Origin of the sequence: Carnobacterium viridans (assembly GCF_900102725.1) — a bacterium.
GTDB lineage: Bacteria > Bacillota > Bacilli > Lactobacillales > Carnobacteriaceae > Carnobacterium_B > Carnobacterium_B viridans.
This window is the reverse complement of record NZ_FNJW01000008.1, coordinates 1,483,674-1,502,031: the sequence shown is the minus strand read 5'-3', so window position 1 is coordinate 1,502,031 and position 18,358 is coordinate 1,483,674. Positions and strand designations below refer to the sequence as shown.

Here is an 18,358-nt window from a genome sequence, read left to right as displayed (position 1 = left end):
AAGGAGGTCACCAAACAATGAGTGAAGAACGTAATCAACGTAAAGTCTACCAAGGCCGAGTTGTTTCAGACAAAATGGATAAAACGATTGTTGTCGTAATAGAAACTCAAAAGAAACACAGCCGTTACGGTAAACGTATTAAATACTCAAAAAAATATAAAGCACATGATGAAAACAATGTTGCCAAAATTGGCGATATCGTAAAAATTATGGAAACTCGTCCGTTGTCATCTACAAAACATTTCCGTTTAGTAGAAGTTGTTGTAGAATCTGTTACGATTTAAGGTTTTTCAACAAATAACATAGTTTCCAAATCTGGAAGGAGGATACCACAGTGATCCAAACAGAAAGTCGTTTGAGAGTTGCAGATAACTCAGGAGCTCGTGAAGTCTTAACTATTAAAGTATTAGGCGGATCAGGCCGTAAAATTGCTAACATTGGTGATGTAATTGTTTGTACTGTAAAACATGCAACACCAGGTGGCGTTGTCAAAAAAGGTGAAGTCGTTCGTGCAGTTATCGTTCGTACTAAATCAGGAGCTCGCCGTTCAGATGGTTCTTACATTAAGTTTGATGAAAATGCATGTGTAATTATCCGTGACGATAAGAGCCCACGTGGAACTCGTATCTTTGGACCAGTTGCTCGCGAATTGCGTGACAACAACTTCATGAAGATCGTTTCACTTGCTCCAGAAGTTCTTTAATAATCAACCATCCACAAAGGAGGTGCGTGAAAGACATGTACATTAAAACAGGCGATAAAGTAAAAGTTATTACTGGTAAAGACAAAGGAACTGAAGCTGTTGTATTAAAAGCTTTTCCTAAAAAGGATCGTGTAATCGTAGAAGGCGTTAATGTTATGAAAAAACATCAAAAACCCAACTCAGCGAATCCACAAGGTGGAATCATTGAAATGGAAGCCCCTATCCACGTTTCAAATGTTATGCTTATAGACGCTGCAACTGGCGAACCAACTCGTGTTGGCTTTAAAGTTGAAGACGGCAAAAAAGTACGTATTTCTAAAAAAACCGGTGAAGTTTTAGATAAATAATAGATAAGGAAGGAGGTATGAACTTCATGAACCGCCTTAAAGAAAAATATATCCAAGAAGTAACACCTTCAATGGTAGAAAAATTTGGTTACAAATCAGTTATGCAAACTCCTAAAGTAGATAAGATCGTTATCAACATGGGTGTGGGTGATGCTGTATCAAATGCTAAAAATTTAGACAAAGCTGTTGATGAGTTAACAGTTATTTCTGGTCAAAAACCATTAATCACTAAAGCAAAAAAATCAATCGCTGGCTTCCGTTTACGTGAAGGTATGCCGATTGGTACTAAAGTAACATTACGTGGAGACAGAATGTATGATTTCTTAGACAAATTAGTTTCTGTTTCACTTCCTCGTGTACGTGACTTTCACGGTATCAGCAACAAGTCTTTTGACGGACGTGGAAACTACACGTTAGGCGTTAAAGAACAATTAATCTTCCCAGAAGTTGACTACGATAAAGTAGACAAAGTCCGCGGAATGGATATTGTTATTGTAACGACTGCTAATACAGACGAAGAATCTCGTGAATTGTTAACACAACTTGGAATGCCATTCCAAAAATAAGAATAGGAGGCGAACTACGTGGCTAAAAAATCACAAATTGCTAAAAACAAACGCCCTGCTAAATTCTCAACTCAAGCATATACTCGTTGTGAACGCTGTGGACGTCCACACTCAGTTTACCGCAAATTTAAACTTTGCCGTATTTGCGTCCGTGAACTTGCCTATAAAGGACAAATTCCTGGCATGAAAAAAGCAAGCTGGTAATACGATACTCGCATAAAGGAGGCTAAATTCAATGGTCATGACAGATCCGATTGCAGATTTTCTAACTCGTGTACGTAATGCTAACCAAGCACGTCACGAACAACTAGAAGCACCTGCATCAAAAATTAAAAAAGATATTGCTAACATTTTGAAACGTGAAGGTTTCATTAAAGATGTTGAATACATGGAAGATGACAAACAAGGCGTTATCCGCGTTTTCTTAAAATACGGAAAAGACAACGAACGTGTTATCACAGGATTGAAACGTATCTCTAAACCAGGTTTGCGTGTATACGCTAAAGCTGGCGAAGTACCTAAAGTTCTTAACGGACTTGGTATTGCGATCGTATCAACTTCTGAAGGTGTCATCACAGATAAAGAAGCAAGAGCAAAAAATATTGGTGGCGAAATTGTCGCTTACATTTGGTAATAAGAAAGACTAATCAAGGAGGTGTATTGCTGTGAGCCGTATAGGTAATAAAACAATCACTATCCCTGAAGGCGTAACGGTTACTCGTAATGAGAACATCGTTACTGTTAAGGGACCAAAAGGTGAATTGAGTCGTTCTTTCAGCCCAGTTATCACAATGAATGTAGAAGGTAACGAAATTAACTTTTCTCGTCCAAACGACTTGAAAGCAAATCGTGCTCTACATGGTACAATGCGTGCTAATTTAAACAACATGATTGTTGGTGTAACTGTTGGTTTTGAAAAGACATTAGAATTAATTGGTGTAGGGTACCGTGCACAATTACAAGGTAACAAACTTGTATTGAACGTTGGTTACTCTCATCCTGTAGAATTTACTGCAGAAGAAGGCATTAACATTGAAGTTCCTGCTAACACTAAAGTAGTTGTTAAAGGAACAAACAAAGAAAAAGTTGGCGCTTTAGCTGCTAACATCCGTGGCGTACGCCCACCAGAGCCTTATAAAGGTAAAGGAATTCGCTATTCTGACGAAATCGTACGTCGTAAAGAAGGTAAAACAGGTAAATAATAGCCTGGCTGCCTAATTTTCAACCATAAAATTAAAGAGGTGACAATTGTGATTACAAAACCAGACAAAAACAAACTACGTCTGAAAAGACATGGTCGTGTACGTTCTAAAATTTCTGGTACTGCAGAGTGCCCACGCTTAAACGTGTTCCGTTCTAATAAAAACATCTACGCTCAATTAATTGATGACGTAGCGGGTGTAACGCTAGCAAGTGCATCTTCATTAGACAAAGAAATTTCAGCAGAAACAAAAGTAGCTCAAGGTTCAGCTGTTGGTTCAGCCATCGCTAAAGCTGCTACTGAAAAAGGTATCAAACAAGTAGTCTTTGACCGTGGTGGATACCTTTACCATGGCCGTGTGCAAGCTTTAGCTGAAGCTGCTCGCGAAAATGGACTAGAATTTTAAAAAAAGGAGGAATACCACACATGGTTTACATCGATCCAACACATTTGGAGTTAGAAGATCGTGTCGTTTCAATCAACCGCGTAACTAAAGTTGTTAAAGGTGGACGTCGTCTACGTTTTGCTGCTATCGTTGTTGTCGGAGATAAAAACGGACACGTAGGTTTCGGTACTGGTAAAGCACAAGAAGTACCAGAAGCTATCCGCAAAGCAATTGAAGATGCTAAAAAGAATCTTATTGAAGTACCTATGGTAGATACTACGATTCCTCACGCAGTTATTGGTCGTTATAGCGGCGGTAACATTTTAATTAAACCTGCTGTTGCCGGTTCTGGGGTTTCTGCTGGTGGTCCAGTACGTGCCGTATTGGAATTAGCTGGAGTTGCAGACGTAACAAGTAAATCATTAGGTTCAAGCACACCGATCAATATGATCCGTGCTACTGTTGAGGGCTTATTACAATTAAAACGCGTTGAAGAAGTTGCAAAACTTCGTGGGAAAACTGTAGAAGAAATTATAGGATAAGGAGGACATTAAGAAATGGCTAATTTAGAAATTACTTTAAAACGTAGCGTTATCGGACGTCCTCAAAACCAAAAAGATACAGTTCAAGCTCTTGGTTTAAGAAAAATCAATAGTACTGTAGTTAAACCTGCTAACGAAGCTATCGTTGGTATGGTTAAAACAATCTCACATTTAGTGGACGTTAAAGAAGTATAAAAACATTTGTAAGTAGACTTTTATTGAAGGAGGTGCCTAATCTATATGAAACTTCATGAATTACAACCCGCTGAAGGATCTCGTAAAGTGCGTAACCGCGTTGGACGTGGGACTTCATCAGGCAATGGTAAAACATCAGGTCGAGGCCAAAAAGGACAAAACTCACGTTCAGGTGGTGGCGTACGTTTAGGATTTGAAGGTGGTCAAACACCATTATTCCGTCGTGTACCAAAACGTGGATTTACAAACATTAACCGCAAAGAGTATGCTATCGTAAATCTTGATACATTAAACCGTTTCGAAGATGGTACAGTAGTAACACCAGCGTTGTTAATTGAAACAAAAGTCATTAAATCTGAAAAATCAGGGATTAAAGTTTTGGGTAACGGACAAGTTGAACGTAAACTTACTGTTAAAGCAAGCAAATTCTCCCAAGCAGCTAAAGAAGCTATTGAAGCTGCTGGTGGTTCAATTGAGGTGATCTAATGATCAAACTGCTTATAGAGTCCTTTAAAACAAAGGAAATTCGTAGTAGAATCCTCTTCACTTTAGGTATTTTAATCATATTTAGGCTAGGAACTCATATAACGGTTCCTGGTGTTAATGCGGCCGCTTTACAAGATCTATCCTCAAATAGTTCTTTGTTTAGTTTGTTAAATACATTTGGTGGAGGAGCATTAGACAGTTATTCTATTTTTGCACTCGGTGTTTCACCCTATATTACTTCTTCAATTGTTGTTCAACTGTTGCAAATGGACATTATTCCTAAGTTTGCTGAATGGGCAAAACAAGGTGAAGTAGGCCGTAGAAAATTAAATCAAGTTACAAGATACTTAACGATTGGTTTGGCTTTTGTTCAAGCAATCGGTATCTCGTATGGCTTTAATGCTCTAGTGGACCAAGGTTTGGTTATTAATCCTAGTACAACTACTTATCTTATGATTGCTATTCTGTTAACTGCTGGAACAATGTTGGTTATGTGGCTTGGTGAACAAATTACAGTTAAAGGATTTGGTAACGGGATTTCAATGATTATCTTCTCAGGTATCATTGCTCGCGTACCTTCTGATTTAGGAGACTTTTACAATTCGCAAATTCGAAATGCTGGAGATGATATGGCGCAAGCTATTCTCTTTGCTGTTTTGATTGCTATTGCTTTTGTAGCAATTGTTGTAACTGTCGTTTATGTCGAAAATGCAAAAAGAAAAATTCCTGTTCAATACTCAAAACGCTCAGCGGGCTCAGGTCAGGACACTCACTTACCGTTGAAAGTAAATTCAGCTGGTGTAATTCCAGTAATCTTCGCAAGTTCATTTATTATGACACCACAAACAATCTTAGGATTCTTTGGTGCAACGAATGCTGACGCACAATGGTACATCATTTTAAATAAGATTTTTAATTTGCAAGAACCGCTTGGAGCAGTATTATATACTGTTTTAATCGTAGTCTTTACTTACTTCTATGCATTCATTCAAGTGAATCCAGAAAAAGTTGCTGAGAACTTACAAAAACAAGGCGGATATATTCCTAGTGTGCGACCTGGAAAACCTACTCAAGACTTCATCTCATCAACGTTAACACGTTTGAGTACAGTCGGAGCAGTTTATCTAGGAGTTATCGCAATACTACCAATACTTGCGTCGAACGTTTGGAACTTGCCTCAATCTGTTTCTCTTGGCGGAACCAGCCTACTTATCGTAGTTGGTGTAGCTTTAGAACTGATGAGACAACTTGAAGGACAAATGTCTAAGAAAAATTACCAAGGCTTTATACAATAAGAAGAAAGTGTTGGGGATTATCCTCGGCACTCATTCTTACATTTAAGGAGGAAAAATTTTGAATCTCATTTTAATGGGTCTTCCTGGTGCAGGAAAGGGAACGCAAGCTGAACAAATTGTTGACACATACCATGTGCCACACATTTCGACAGGGGATATGTTCCGAGCTGCTATCAAAAATGAAACTGCCTTAGGATTAGAAGCTAAAACTTATATGGATAAAGGCGATTTGGTACCTGATGAAGTAACAAACGGGATTGTAAAAGAACGTTTGGCTGAAGCAGATACTGAAAATGGATTCTTGCTAGATGGTTTTCCAAGAACGCTTAACCAAGCGCAAGCTTTGGAAGAAATCTTAAAAGATCTAAACAAAGAATTAGATGCTGTTGTTTACATCAGTGTTAACAAAGATATCTTAATGCAACGTTTGACTGGACGGATTATCTGTCGTTCATGTGGTGCTACGTATCATAAAATCAATAAACCACCAGTGGTTGAAGGTACTTGTGATCGTTGTGGTGGACATGAATTCTATCAAAGAGATGACGATAAACCAGAAACTGTTGAAAATCGTATTAGTGTTAACCTTGAGTTAACCGAACCTCTATTAGACTTTTATAAAAAACGTAATGTGTTGTACACCGTAAATGGTGAAGATGATGTTAAAGATGTTTTCAAAGACATCCAAGACATAATTGCAAACACTAAGTAAATGAACAGAGCAACAATGACTTCAGGATTTTCTTGATAGAAGTCACAGCCAGCTAGCTCATGGTTAAAATTGCTTGATCAGTTATCGAGCGAGGCTACTTGTCACTATATTTAATTTGTGGTACAATATTCGAGGTGTTGTGTTTTCAATGCTGGTATACTGTATTAGTAATAAGAAGATTAAAAAAATAGAAGGTGAGGGCTAAGTGCGCTCACTGTTTATCGCGTATTAACGCGAAACAATTTTAAGGAGGTACTAGGCGTGGCGAAAGACGATGTCATTGAAATTGAAGGAACAGTCGTTGAAACTTTGCCGAATGCAATGTTTAAAGTCGAACTTGAAAATGGCCATGTTGTATTGGCTCACGTTTCAGGTAAAATCCGAATGCACTACATTAGAATCCTACCAGGAGACAAAGTCACAGTTGAGTTGTCACCTTACGATTTATCACGTGGTCGCATAACTTATCGCTTTAAATAATTGTACTCCGTCAATAAAATAGGAGGTATAGTTCATGAAAGTAAGACCATCAGTAAAGAAAATTTGTGACAAATGCAAAGTTATCCGTCGTAAAGGACGTGTTATGGTGATTTGCGAAAACCCTAAACACAAACAACGTCAAGGATAATCATTTAAAAAAACAGGAGGTGTAATTGTTAATGGCTCGTATTGCAGGTGTAGATATTCCGCGTGACAAACGTGTAGTAATTTCTCTAACTTATGTATATGGAATCGGTAAAACAACAGCTCAAAAAGTCTTAAAAGATGCTGGCGTATCAGAAGAAATTCGTGTACGTGACTTGTCAAATGATCAATTAGACGCTATTCGTGCGACAATTGATACATTAAAAGTTGAAGGTGACCTTCGTCGTGAAGTAAGCCAAGACATCAAACGATTGATTGAAATCGGATCATACCGAGGTATACGTCATCGCCGTGGTTTACCCGTTCGTGGACAAAACACGAAAAACAACGCGCGTACTCGTAAAGGCCCAGCTAAATCAATTGCAGGCAGAAAAAAATAAAACATTAGTAAGGAGGTAACCTCATGGCAAAAAAAGTTACACGTAAACGTCGTGTTAAAAAGAATGTAGAAAGCGGAGTTGCACATATTCGTTCTACTTTTAACAACACAATCGTAATGATTACAGATGTACATGGAAATGCGATTTCATGGTCTTCAGCAGGAGCTTTAGGATTCCGCGGATCAAAAAAATCTACTCCATTTGCAGCACAAATGGCAGCAGAAGCAGCTGCTAAAGTAAGTATGGAAAACGGAATGAAAACTGTAGAAGTTGCAGTTAAAGGACCAGGTTCTGGTCGTGAAGCAGCTATCCGTTCTTTACAAGCTACAGGATTAGAAGTTACAGCAATTCGTGACGTAACTCCGATTCCACATAATGGATGCCGCCCTCCAAAACGCCGTCGTGTTTAATTGAGAGCCGCTTCACTATGTCGGGTAGCACTCAGTAACATGAATTTAACGTTTTGAAAGGGGTATAGATAGAATGATCGAAATTGAGAAACCAAGAATTGAAACGATTGAGATCAGCGATGATGCCAAGTTTGGTAAATTCGTTGTAGAACCACTTGAACGCGGTTATGGTACAACGCTAGGAAATTCTCTACGTCGTATTTTGTTGTCTTCGCTTCCAGGAGCAGCAGTAACTACTATTCAAATTGATGGTGTATTACATGAATTTTCAACTGTCGATGGTGTTGTTGAAGATGTAACATCAATCATTTTAAATATTAAAAAACTTGCTCTCAAGTTATATTCTGGTGAAGACAAAACGATTGAAATTGATGTGAAGGGTCCAGCAGTAGTAACAGCAGCTGATATCATTTATGATAGCGATGTTGAAATTCTAAATCCTGACTTGTACATTTGTACAGTTGCAGAAGGCGCACGTTTCCACGTACGCATGACAGCAAAATCAGGCCGAGGATATGTACGAGCTGAACACAACAAACAAGATGATATGCCAATTGGTGTATTACCAATCGATTCAATTTACACCCCGGTTAGTCGTGTGAATTATCAAGTCGAAAATACTCGAGTGGGTCAGAAAAATATTTCTGACAAGTTAACACTTGATGTTTGGGCAGATGGTTCAATTAGTCCAGAAGAGGCTGTTAGTTTAGCAGCTAAAATTCTTACAGAACATTTGAATGTCTTCGTAAATCTAACAGATGAAGCTCGTAAAGCTGAAATCATGGTAGAAAAAGAAGAAACTCATAAAGAAAAAATGCTTGAAATGACGATTGAAGAACTTGATTTATCTGTACGTTCATACAACTGTTTGAAACGCGCTGGAATCAATTCTGTTCAAGAGTTAACTGATAAAACTGAAGCTGAAATGATTAAAGTACGTAATCTAGGACGTAAATCACTTGAAGAAGTGAAATTTAAGTTAGCTGAATTAGACTTAAACTTACGCCAAGACGACTAGTACTGTAACAAGGGAGGAAATGTACAATGGGTTACCGTAAATTAGGACGTACAAGTTCACAACGTAAAGCAATGCTACGCGACTTAACTTCTGATTTGATCATCAACGAACGTATCGTAACAACTGAAGCTCGCGCTAAAGAAGTCCGTAAAACGACTGAAAAAATGATTACTTTAGGTAAAAAAGGCGATTTACACGCACGTCGTCAAGCTGCAGAATTCGTACGTAACGAAGTCGCTTCTGTTAAAGAAGAAGGCGAAGATATCGTTGTTCAATCAGTTTTACAAAAATTATTTAGCGATGTTGCTCCACGTTACGCTGAGCGTCAAGGTGGATACACACGTATCATGAAAACTCAACCACGTCGCGGCGATGCTGCACCAATGGTTATTATTGAATTAGTTTAATTTTAATGAGGTGCTAAAATGACGAGTTGCCGCGTGTATTTAGTACTTACAAAAATTGTTTGAAATTCAATGTGTTTCACTTTTTAGATGTATGCAAAGAGTGTTATGATGATGGGATCAATTTTATTGGTTTCCAAGTCTAGCTCGAAACTTCTCCTGATTTGAGTTTGCTCATTCAGGAGAGGTAAATTCATCAAAAGAAAGTGATTTTTTTTGTCTTAAGAAAGGAAGCAAATAGGTGGGGGTGTCCATATATTTGTTTCCTTTTTTAATACAAAAAGATAAGTGGAATAACTAGTATTTGACCGTGTAAAAGAAATTTCTCCTGGAATGGACGGGTTTGCTTATCGAGAGCCATGAGACCGTCTGAAGGGTAGCGGCAAGCAGCCTCTATTCCTCCAGAAATTGTAACTAAGCTGATAAGATAAGCGGTCTTCTTGGTTGCGTCGTAATGATAAGTTTGTCGAACAAGCCAAGCAGTAACATGTACTCACTCTTCCATGAAAAAAAATCAATTTAAGAATAGGTTGTTTTTGTTTCAAAAAAATGAAAAAAGAGTTAAAAGTTTTGCGAAATAGTGTCAAGACACCCCCAAAAAGATTGTGTAATGTTATACTATAAAGCAGCAAGTGATTTAAGTCTGATGAACAGCTGCATACGTTGAGTGTATTGCAACGTAGCTTATTTTTTGTTAGTCTTAACTAAATTTGTACTTAGAAAGCTGGAAAAGAAACGATTCTTTTTTAGTATATAGAACGTGAGGAATGTTCAGTGAATAAAATCATAACGTTAAAAGATATTTCTTATCAATACCATGAAACCGATGATCGACCAGCGTTAAATAATGTTTCTCTGTCCATTGAAGAAGGCGAATGGATCGCTATTATTGGTCATAATGGGTCTGGTAAGTCTACGCTTGCAAAAACGATCAATGGGTTGATTGCTCCTAGTCAAGGTGAAGTAACCGTTGGCGGGCTTATTTTAAGTGAAGAAAACATTTGGAAAATTCGCGAGATGGTCGGAATGGTTTTTCAAAATCCCGATAATCAATTTGTAGGCTCAACGGTTCAAGATGACGTCGCATTTGGGTTAGAGAATCAAGGAGTTCCCAGAGATGAAATGATTGAACGCGTAAAAAGCGCCATTACACGAGTGAAGATGCAAGATTTTATGGAAAAAGAACCGGCTCGTTTATCGGGTGGACAAAAACAAAGGGTAGCGATTGCTGGAGTGGTTGCATTACGTCCGCAGATTATTATTTTGGACGAAGCAACAAGTATGTTAGACCCTCAAGGAAGACAAGAAGTTTTGGCAACGGTCAAAGAGATCAAAGAAAAAGCTAATCTAACGGTTATTTCGATTACTCATGATATCGATGAAGCAGCAAATGCCAATCGTGTTCTAGTGATGAAAAATGGCGAATTGGTACAAGAAGGAACACCGGAAGAGATTTTTTCTTATGGTGATCAATTGATTGAAATGGGTCTTGATCTGCCATTTGCTGAGAAGCTGAAAAGCGACTTACGTGATCGCGGAATCGATGTTCCAACAGAGTATTTAACCGAAGAAGGGATGGTGGACTGGTTATGGACATTACTTTCGAAAAAGTAGGCTATACCTACCAAAAAGGGACACCTTTCCAAAATCGGGCACTTTTTGATATTGACTTGCACATTAAAGAAGGCAGTTTTACCGCTTTAGTAGGGCATACCGGTAGTGGAAAATCTACGGTATTGCAACACTTGAATGCCTTGATGAAACCGAGTGAAGGAACAGTGACGATTGGTGACCGTGTCATTACGTCACAATCCAACAACAAGAACTTGAAAAGCATCCGCAAAAAAGTCGGCATCGTCTTCCAATTTCCAGAGTCACAGCTGTTTGAAGAAACGGTTGCTAAAGATATTGCTTTTGGACCGAAAAATTTTGGAGCTACAGAAGAAGAGGGTCTTGAGTTAGCGAAACGTATGCTGCCTATAGTGGGCTTAGACGAATCTTACTTGGAACGCTCACCGTTTGACCTGTCTGGTGGTCAAATGCGACGTGTGGCCATTGCCGGCGTTTTAGCGATGGAACCTGAAGTCTTAGTGTTAGATGAACCGACTGCGGGTCTTGATCCACAAGGACGCAAAGAAATGATGGAAATGTTTTATCAGTTATACCGCACGCAAGGGTTAACCATTATTTTAGTGACTCATCAAATGGATGACGTAGCAAATTACGCCGATCATATGGTCGTTCTTGAAAAAGGGACAGTCATCAAAGAAGGTGCTCCGCAAGACGTATTTAAAGACGCAGAGTGGCTTGAATCCAAGCAGTTAGGTGTTCCTGCTGCCGTTTCGTTTGGCAGCCTATTGAGCGAGAAAACGGGTCTTATCTTTAATGTCTTACCATTAACGACCAATCACTTAGCAGATGTGATCGCGGCCTCTTTGAAGCTGCAACCCAATGAATCAGAAGCAGGTGATACCAAATGATGGATAAATTGATTTTTGGTCGGTACATTCCTGGAGATTCATGGATTCATAAATTAGATCCACGGGCTAAATTGCTTGGAACAGTTATTTTTATCGGGATTATTTTCTTAGCCAACAATTGGATGACGTATTTGCTATTATTGGCGTTTGCGCTGACAGCGATTCGCTTATCAACGATTAAACTGAGTTTCTTTATTAATGGAGTCAAGCCTCTGATCTGGCTAATACTCTTTACCGTAATCTTGCAAGTACTGTTTACCGGCGGAAGCACGGTGTATTTTGACTGGGGTCCAATTATTATTTCGCAAGAAGGGTTATTGAATGGGGTCTTCATCTTTTGCCGCTTTGTCTTAATCATTTTTATGTCGACATTGCTGACATTGACTACTATGCCATTATCGTTGACCGATGCAATTGAATATTTATTGCGTCCATTGAAAGTAGTTAAAGTACCAGTTTATGAAATTGCCTTGATGTTGTCGATTGCTTTGCGTTTTGTGCCAACATTGATGGATGAAACCGAAAAAATTATGAACGCACAACGCGCTCGTGGAGTTGATTTTGGAGAAGGCAATATTTTCCAACAAATGAAAGCTATTGTTCCCATTTTGATTCCCTTATTCGTCAGCTCATTTAACCGTGCGGAAGAATTAGCTACGGCTATGGAAGCTAGGGGATATAAAGGCGGCGAAGGGCGTACAAAGTACCGTCAGCTCGAATGGGTGTCACGCGATACCGTAGCGATGCTGGGTTATGCTGTATTGACCGTTGGGTTAGTTGTATTGAGAAATTGATGTAAGAGGAAAAGAACCTTTCTGCTAGGTTGTGAAAGGTTCTTTAACTTTTAATGACCTTAGAACAAGTTAGTGTAAAGGAGTCACACAAATGAAATGGATACGTTATAAATTGATCGTGCAATACGATGGGACACACTTTGCTGGGTTCCAGATCCAACCGCATGATCGAACTGTGCAAGGCGAGATTCAAAAAGCATTAAAAATCATGACCAAGGGAATAGAAGTGATCATTCATGGATCTGGAAGAACCGATTCTGGGGTACACGCTAAGGGACAAGTCATTCATTTTGATTACCCTTTTATAATCCCCGCTAAAAATATGCAACGCGCATTGAACAGTTTAACGACAGATGAGATTTTTGTAAAAGAAGTCTCAATTGTTGAAGATGATTTTCATGCACGGTACAATACTTCTGGAAAGAAATACCAGTACCGTGTCGATCTCAATGCGATACCGGATCCGTTTAAACGGTTATACACCTTACACCATCCGTATCCGCTCGATATGGACAAGTTGAGAAATGCATTGAAAGACCTGGAAGGTGAGCACGATTTTTCAAGTTTCTGTGCCAGCAACAGTGGTAGAGAAGATAAAGTGCGTACCGTATATGAAGCTAGTGTTGTGAAAGACGACTTCAACAACGAATTGCTCTTTACTTTTAGAGGGAACGGCTTTTTATACAATATGGTTCGTATTTTTGTAGGTACATTATTGCAAATCGCAAATGGATTGCGCCCAGCAGATGAGATTCAACGTCTGTTAGAAGTTAAAGACCGCAACGAAGCTGGTCCAACGGCTAAACCTCAAGGATTGTATTTGATGGAAGTTTACTATGAATCGTCAATCGCAAAAAAAGGCACAGATTATCAGGAAATCGGTGAAGTAGGAGAGCAGGTGCAGCATGAATTGGATCATACGGCCAAGTAAACGAAGCGATTATCCTCAATTGATGGCCATTGAAAATCAAATCTGGCATTTAGGCAACACACCTCATGTTTCAACTTATGAAACAGTAGAAGAGTATGAAAAGCAATATACCGAGGGTTCACAGTTGGTAGCCATAGCAGAAGAAAACCAACAAATTGCAGGCTTCTTAGGGTTTCATACTCCTAGTAGCTTAGCTCCTCACCAGAAGACGTGGAGCATTGATGTAGGCGTTCATCCCGATGCAGAAGGTAAAGGGGTAGGATCAGCTTTACTAACGGCTATCAAGGCCTTAGCGGCTGAACAAGGGATTCATAAATTAAGTTTACGAGTATTGTCTACGAACCCGGCTGCGATTCACTTGTATCAAAAAAACGATTTTGAAGTAGAAGGTCGTTTAAGAGATGAATTCTTAATTGAAGGTCAGTTTATTGATGATTTATTTATGGCGTACTTTTTAGATTAATTTTTTTAATTTTATATAAAATAAAATGTCTTCTGGAATGGACGGGTTTGCTTGTGAAGAGCTATGGGAGCGCCTGAAGCCTGTGGTCTTCAGACTTTTAAGCCTCAAACAAAGCTAATCGCTTAAGCGCTAATGCTTTGTCATTCGCATTAAATCCTTAACATAGCTACAAGCAACCCCTATTCCTCCAGAAATTTCACATGGATTAATCACAATAATGAAAAAATGAATTATTTCTATTAAAATAATTGACAAAAACTAGTATTAAGGTTAGAATATTAAATGGTATTGTTTGCCACCACGATGAGCCCCGGAAACTTATTGTGCATTCAAACAAACAGATAAGAATATGGAGGAATAAAACGTGCGTACAACTTATATGGCAAAACCAAATGAAGTAGAACGTAAATGGTATGTGGTAGACGCAACTGATATCCCTATGGGACGTATGTCAAGTGTAGTCGCAGCTATTTTACGTGGTAAAAATAAACCAACTTACACACCAAATGTTGATACAGGTGACTTCGTTATCGTAATCAACGCTGACAAAGTGAAATTAACTGGTAAAAAAGCAACTGACAAAATCTATTCTCGTAACATCGATGGTAATCCAGGTGGATTGAAACAAATCTCTGCTGGTGACTTACGTGCTAAAGATTCTCGTAAATTAATCGAATTATCTGTCAAAGGTATGCTTCCTAAAAACACTTTAGGTCGCGCTCAAGGCATGAAATTACATGTTTACGGTGGAGCAGAACACAATCACCAAGCGCAACAACCTGAAGTATTAGACATCACAAACTTAATTTAAGGAGGGAATATCTATGGCACAAACACAATATATCGCAACAGGAAGACGTAAAAATTCAACTGCTCGCGTACGCTTAGTACCAGGTACTGGTAAAATCATCATGAACAAAAAAGATATCACTGAATACATTCCATTCCCGTATTTACACGAAGTTGTTAAACAACCTTTAGCTCTTACAGAAACTTTAGGTAGCTACGACGTACATGTAAACGTAAATGGTGGAGGATTCACTGGTCAATCAGGAGCTGCCCGTCATGGTATCTCTCGTGCGTTATTAGAAGTTGATCCAGATTTCCGTGGCCCATTAAAAGCTGCAGGTCTATTAACTCGTGACCCACGTATGGTTGAACGTAAGAAACCAGGTTTGAAAAAAGCGCGTAAAGCTTCACAATTCTCAAAACGTTAATTTACTTTATATATATATCAAAAAGGAACTGCTTATATGGCAGTTCCTTTTTTATGCATAAAAATCTGATAATTTAATAACTCTCTGAGAACATGATAATTTCAATGTCGTTTGCCTTTCGCCCATTGGGGTTTAGAGTGATATAATAACCTTAGATAGATGTTCTACTAAAGTAATGACTTGTGCTGTGTCTACCTTAATTTTGTTTTGGATAAACTCAAACGTAAAACCTGAAATTTATTCGCTTTATCGATAAAGGGGTATAAAACAATGTTTTCCCTGAGTTTTAGTCTTTTACCACTTGACTGTTTTCGTAACTGACCCAGTCACTGTAGCCTCCTAGGTACAACCTTGGCTCCAATCCAGCTTCTTCCATAAACAACATATTTACTGTCCCGGTTATCCCAGATCCGCAGTGAACGATAATATCCTCATATTCTTCCAGAGATTTAAACTTTTCGTTTATATTGTTGTTGTCTATTATAGTACCTTCATCAACTAAATCCATCCAAGGATAGTTTAAAGCACTGGGGATATGTCCAGGCAATTTATCTAATGGTTCCACTTGTCCAGAATACCGTTCATACGCTCTGGAATCGATTATTACTGTTTGTTCTAAGTCAACAGCAGCCTTTACTTCAGAGTGTTCTGCAATCATGGATTCATTTAAATTCAAACTTAGAGCTCCAGAAGATTGCGGCTCGGCAATAACTGTAGTAATTTCTAATTCATTATCGACCCAATGTTTTATACCGCCTTCTAATAAAAATACCTTATCTTTACCAGCGTATCTTAACAACCACCATAATCTGCCTGCCATCGCCAGATCCCCGTTATCATAAATGATTACTGTAGAAGAGTCAGAAATACCCAGCTGCTTCATTTCCGTAATAAATACTTCCATATCTGGTAAAGGATGCCGACCGCCATGCTTGCTGACTTTTCCAGTCATTGTATCTTCTAAAGAGACGAACTGAGCTCTTTTTAGATGTCCTTTTTTATATTGATTATATCCGGCTTTTGGATCATTTAATTCTGCGCGAGCATCAAGTAAGATTAAGTTATCATTTGAATAATTTTCTAATAACCATGTTTGTGTAACGAAATTTTTCATAAAATCCTCCTGAATGAACAAATTTATTTAGAATAATAGATGTGCTAAGATATTTTATTGATTAAGACCATAGAGAAAAGATGTTTAGAGAGTGTAAAATATTTTGTTACTTCATGTTTTATTATGTATGATTCAATGAAGATTGTAAAATTACATATTAGATATTAAAAAAATAATTTAACAAATCAAGTAAACTAAAGTAACCTTTGTAATGAAGCTTAAATATTTAAAGAATCCATCGTTTTTATTCCTTTCTTTGGTATAATAATTAAGATGATTTTTTATGGGAAGAGATGAGGTACATAGAGTCAACTCGTAAAAGAAAAAGTATGTCAAAAAGAATATACAGGCTTACAGCAGAAAAGGCTGTGTATTTCTTTTTGTGCATTGCAGTAAACAGTTACACGGGGTGGTAAGTTGTAAGAGAGTAAAGAAAAATATTCGTTATTAAGACAATCATTTAGTTAAAAAAGAAAAGAGGACATAAAATTGAACGAAAAAGAATACGATAAGAACAGCATCAAAAAAATCAAAGGATTAATCATTGGTATTCTAGTAATTATCTTATTGGTAGGCGGATTTTTAGTGTTTTTTGAAAAAATAGAAAATGGTTATGTAGGTGTTCGTTATTCAATGAATGGCGGAGTGAAAGATCAAACTTTAAGTCAAGGGGTTAAATTTGTAGGTCTGGATAAAGTAACCCAGTATCCTATTCGATTACAAACGGTTAAAGCAGAAAAATTAAATTTAGCAACAGAAGATGGAAAAGCTACACATGTATCTATTACATATGCCTATAAAGTAGATTCAAAAAAAGTTTCTGATGTATTTAAAGAATTTGGTAGTATTAATGTAGAAGACATTGAAGCCAATTGGTTAAAAGCACAATTGCTTAAATCCTCTCGTGCTGTAGTAGCCAGATATAGTTTATTGGATGTAACGGGATCGAAATCAACAGAAGTTCAGCAATCCATTTTAGAAGATTTCACTAAAGCAGTTGAACCAAAAGGATTTCTGGTAGAAGATGTTGCTTTTGGGGTACCAGATGTAGATGCTGAAACACAAAAATCAATTGATGAGATCATCAAAGCTGGTCAAGAAAAAGAAAAAGCTCTCTTAGAAGCTGATACAGCAAAAACAAAAGCGGATAGCTTAGCCTATCAAAAAGTAAAAGCAGCAGAAGCAGAGGCTGAAGCAAATAAAAAATTATCAGAATCCATTTCAGAAGAATTGATCAAGTTAAAAGAAGTAGAAGCACGTTTAGAACATGGTTGGGTTGAAGTACAAACAGGTGAAGCAATTGTTGATACTAATAAGTAGGTGATAAAATGATTTTCTTCTTAGGTAAACTTATTTTTATAACGATATTAGTAACTTTAGTAGTTTGTTTAGCACGTTGGCTGTTTAAAGCAGAGAATAAAAATGAAGATGATGATTTCAATTTTTAAGCATCTTCTTTAAACTATATTATTGAACATTTTAAGAAAGAGATTCTTGTGGTTACAAGAGTCTCTTTTCTGTTGCTTATCTTAAATTCCATTCTAATATAAATTACTGACATTTATTGGACAAATTATCTGCTCAATAAACAAAAATTTGTTTGTTACTTCACGATTTATCCTGTATTATTTAATGATGAATGTAAAACCAGATATTGTGATAGTGGGCAAAGGATATAGAAAAAATAATGGATTTAAGAAATAGTGTTGTCTTGAGAATGGATTAATCATTCTAAGAACTCACTAAGATAGAGAAAGAATCATCCCATTAAAGTAGTTATTATTCCTCTTATCTCACTGAAAGTATTTAGTGTTACACTAACAAGGTGGTGTGATAAGTGAATTCAAAAGAGAAAATGTTAGAGATCATTAAAAAGAAACAAGCAGGTGGCGGAAAATCGAAACAAACCAACACACCAAAAAATGATCTTAAAAACATGCGAAAAGGTCCAAAGATATTTAATAAGTAAACCATGGTATATCAAAAAAGAGCAGCAGCTGATTTCAGCTGCTGCTTTTTTTGATACATCGAATTCTAAATTAAAATAGTTAAAAGATCAATTCAATACTT

29 protein-coding genes are annotated in these 18,358 nt (G+C 37.6%); 28 read left to right on the top strand and 1 reads right to left on the bottom strand.

The window, feature by feature from the left end:
* Window positions 1–17 precede the first annotated feature (17 nt).
* The 26 genes from rpsQ (at window position 18) to rpsI (ending at window position 15,174) form a co-directional block, all read left to right on the top strand.
* The gene (rpsQ, locus tag BLT48_RS08725) at window positions 18–284 is read left to right on the top strand and encodes a 30S ribosomal protein S17 (RefSeq protein ID WP_035020864.1); all 267 of its coding nucleotides are present in this window, start codon (window positions 18–20) and stop codon (window positions 282–284) included.
* A 50-nt stretch (window positions 285–334) separates the two neighbouring features.
* Window positions 335–703, top strand: coding sequence for a 50S ribosomal protein L14 (gene rplN / locus BLT48_RS08720; protein ID WP_013712024.1), 369 nt, complete (start codon window positions 335–337; stop codon window positions 701–703).
* 35 nt (window positions 704–738) lie between these two features.
* On the top strand, window positions 739–1,050 hold the full coding sequence (rplX, locus tag BLT48_RS08715; RefSeq protein ID WP_035020862.1) for a 50S ribosomal protein L24: 312 nt from the start codon (window positions 739–741) through the stop codon (window positions 1,048–1,050).
* 26 nt (window positions 1,051–1,076) lie between these two features.
* Entirely contained in the window at window positions 1,077–1,616 is a 540-nt protein-coding gene (rplE, locus tag BLT48_RS08710; protein WP_035020860.1) for a 50S ribosomal protein L5, read from the top strand.
* A gap of 18 nt (window positions 1,617–1,634) precedes the next feature.
* Window positions 1,635–1,820, top strand: a complete 186-nt coding sequence (locus BLT48_RS08705; RefSeq protein WP_013712021.1) for a type Z 30S ribosomal protein S14 — start codon at window positions 1,635–1,637, stop codon at window positions 1,818–1,820.
* A gap of 31 nt (window positions 1,821–1,851) precedes the next feature.
* Complete coding sequence (rpsH, locus tag BLT48_RS08700; protein WP_035020858.1) at window positions 1,852–2,250, top strand: 30S ribosomal protein S8; 399 nt, start codon at window positions 1,852–1,854, stop codon at window positions 2,248–2,250.
* 31 nt (window positions 2,251–2,281) lie between these two features.
* Window positions 2,282–2,818, top strand: coding sequence for a 50S ribosomal protein L6 (gene rplF / locus BLT48_RS08695; RefSeq protein ID WP_035020856.1), 537 nt, complete (start codon window positions 2,282–2,284; stop codon window positions 2,816–2,818).
* A gap of 48 nt (window positions 2,819–2,866) precedes the next feature.
* Window positions 2,867–3,223, top strand: coding sequence for a 50S ribosomal protein L18 (gene rplR, locus BLT48_RS08690; RefSeq protein WP_035020854.1), 357 nt, complete (start codon window positions 2,867–2,869; stop codon window positions 3,221–3,223).
* Between the two features lie 20 nt (window positions 3,224–3,243).
* Window positions 3,244–3,744 carry a 30S ribosomal protein S5 gene (gene rpsE, locus BLT48_RS08685; RefSeq protein WP_007725699.1) on the top strand — a complete coding sequence of 167 codons (501 nt, stop codon included), beginning with the start codon at window positions 3,244–3,246 and terminating at the stop codon, window positions 3,742–3,744.
* Between the two features lie 15 nt (window positions 3,745–3,759).
* Window positions 3,760–3,939, top strand: a complete 180-nt coding sequence (rpmD, locus tag BLT48_RS08680) for a 50S ribosomal protein L30 (protein ID WP_035020852.1) — start codon at window positions 3,760–3,762, stop codon at window positions 3,937–3,939.
* Between the two features lie 45 nt (window positions 3,940–3,984).
* On the top strand, window positions 3,985–4,425 hold the full coding sequence (gene rplO, locus BLT48_RS08675; protein ID WP_013712015.1) for a 50S ribosomal protein L15: 441 nt from the start codon (window positions 3,985–3,987) through the stop codon (window positions 4,423–4,425).
* Window positions 4,425–5,720, top strand: coding sequence for a preprotein translocase subunit SecY (gene secY, locus BLT48_RS08670; protein ID WP_089977300.1), 1,296 nt, complete (start codon window positions 4,425–4,427; stop codon window positions 5,718–5,720). The genes rplO and secY overlap by 1 nt, the downstream gene beginning before the upstream one ends.
* A 58-nt stretch (window positions 5,721–5,778) precedes the next feature.
* Window positions 5,779–6,432 carry an adenylate kinase gene (locus BLT48_RS08665; protein WP_035020848.1) on the top strand — a complete coding sequence of 218 codons (654 nt, stop codon included), beginning with the start codon at window positions 5,779–5,781 and terminating at the stop codon, window positions 6,430–6,432.
* 261 nt (window positions 6,433–6,693) lie between these two features.
* On the top strand, window positions 6,694–6,912 hold the full coding sequence (gene infA / locus BLT48_RS08660; RefSeq protein ID WP_013712012.1) for a translation initiation factor IF-1: 219 nt from the start codon (window positions 6,694–6,696) through the stop codon (window positions 6,910–6,912).
* A gap of 34 nt (window positions 6,913–6,946) precedes the next feature.
* Window positions 6,947–7,060, top strand: coding sequence for a 50S ribosomal protein L36 (gene rpmJ, locus BLT48_RS08655; RefSeq protein ID WP_007722194.1), 114 nt, complete (start codon window positions 6,947–6,949; stop codon window positions 7,058–7,060).
* 31 nt (window positions 7,061–7,091) lie between these two features.
* Complete coding sequence (rpsM, locus tag BLT48_RS08650) at window positions 7,092–7,457, top strand: 30S ribosomal protein S13 (protein ID WP_035020846.1); 366 nt, start codon at window positions 7,092–7,094, stop codon at window positions 7,455–7,457.
* Window positions 7,458–7,480: 23 nt separating this feature from the next.
* Window positions 7,481–7,867, top strand: a complete 387-nt coding sequence (gene rpsK, locus BLT48_RS08645; RefSeq protein ID WP_007722186.1) for a 30S ribosomal protein S11 — start codon at window positions 7,481–7,483, stop codon at window positions 7,865–7,867.
* Window positions 7,868–7,940: 73 nt separating this feature from the next.
* The gene (locus BLT48_RS08640) at window positions 7,941–8,885 is read left to right on the top strand and encodes a DNA-directed RNA polymerase subunit alpha (protein WP_007722184.1); all 945 of its coding nucleotides are present in this window, start codon (window positions 7,941–7,943) and stop codon (window positions 8,883–8,885) included.
* Window positions 8,886–8,911: 26 nt separating this feature from the next.
* Window positions 8,912–9,292, top strand: coding sequence for a 50S ribosomal protein L17 (gene rplQ / locus BLT48_RS08635; protein WP_007722182.1), 381 nt, complete (start codon window positions 8,912–8,914; stop codon window positions 9,290–9,292).
* 771 nt (window positions 9,293–10,063) lie between these two features.
* The gene (locus BLT48_RS08630) at window positions 10,064–10,903 is read left to right on the top strand and encodes an energy-coupling factor ABC transporter ATP-binding protein (RefSeq protein ID WP_089977297.1); all 840 of its coding nucleotides are present in this window, start codon (window positions 10,064–10,066) and stop codon (window positions 10,901–10,903) included.
* The gene (locus BLT48_RS08625; protein ID WP_089977293.1) at window positions 10,879–11,769 is read left to right on the top strand and encodes an energy-coupling factor ABC transporter ATP-binding protein; all 891 of its coding nucleotides are present in this window, start codon (window positions 10,879–10,881) and stop codon (window positions 11,767–11,769) included. Before BLT48_RS08630 ends, BLT48_RS08625 begins: the two co-directional genes overlap by 25 nt.
* A complete protein-coding gene (locus tag BLT48_RS08620; protein WP_089977290.1) occupies window positions 11,766–12,563 on the top strand; it encodes an energy-coupling factor transporter transmembrane component T family protein in 798 nt (265 codons plus the stop codon). The genes BLT48_RS08625 and BLT48_RS08620 overlap by 4 nt, the downstream gene beginning before the upstream one ends.
* A gap of 91 nt (window positions 12,564–12,654) precedes the next feature.
* Entirely contained in the window at window positions 12,655–13,494 is an 840-nt protein-coding gene (truA, locus tag BLT48_RS08615; protein WP_089977286.1) for a tRNA pseudouridine(38-40) synthase TruA, read from the top strand.
* Window positions 13,469–13,957, top strand: coding sequence for a GNAT family N-acetyltransferase (locus BLT48_RS08610; RefSeq protein ID WP_089977283.1), 489 nt, complete (start codon window positions 13,469–13,471; stop codon window positions 13,955–13,957). The genes truA and BLT48_RS08610 overlap by 26 nt, the downstream gene beginning before the upstream one ends.
* 364 nt (window positions 13,958–14,321) lie before the next feature.
* Entirely contained in the window at window positions 14,322–14,768 is a 447-nt protein-coding gene (rplM, locus tag BLT48_RS08605) for a 50S ribosomal protein L13 (RefSeq protein WP_023179528.1), read from the top strand.
* A gap of 13 nt (window positions 14,769–14,781) precedes the next feature.
* On the top strand, window positions 14,782–15,174 hold the full coding sequence (gene rpsI, locus BLT48_RS08600) for a 30S ribosomal protein S9 (RefSeq protein ID WP_035020835.1): 393 nt from the start codon (window positions 14,782–14,784) through the stop codon (window positions 15,172–15,174).
* A gap of 286 nt (window positions 15,175–15,460) precedes the next feature.
* On the opposite strand, the gene BLT48_RS08595 is transcribed toward rpsI, so the two are convergent.
* The gene (locus BLT48_RS08595) at window positions 15,461–16,288 is read right to left on the bottom strand and encodes a sulfurtransferase (protein ID WP_089977279.1); all 828 of its coding nucleotides are present in this window, start codon (window positions 16,286–16,288) and stop codon (window positions 15,461–15,463) included.
* 489 nt (window positions 16,289–16,777) lie between these two features.
* On the opposite strand from BLT48_RS08595, the gene BLT48_RS08590 reads away from it, so the two are divergent.
* Together BLT48_RS08590 and BLT48_RS14345 are read left to right on the top strand one after the other, a co-directional pair.
* The gene (locus BLT48_RS08590; protein ID WP_226776535.1) at window positions 16,778–17,608 is read left to right on the top strand and encodes an SPFH domain-containing protein; all 831 of its coding nucleotides are present in this window, start codon (window positions 16,778–16,780) and stop codon (window positions 17,606–17,608) included.
* 517 nt (window positions 17,609–18,125) lie between these two features.
* Window positions 18,126–18,257 (top strand): hypothetical protein, encoded by a 132-nt coding sequence (locus BLT48_RS14345; RefSeq protein ID WP_034537971.1) that lies wholly within the window; start codon window positions 18,126–18,128, stop codon window positions 18,255–18,257.
* Window positions 18,258–18,358 lie beyond the last annotated feature (101 nt).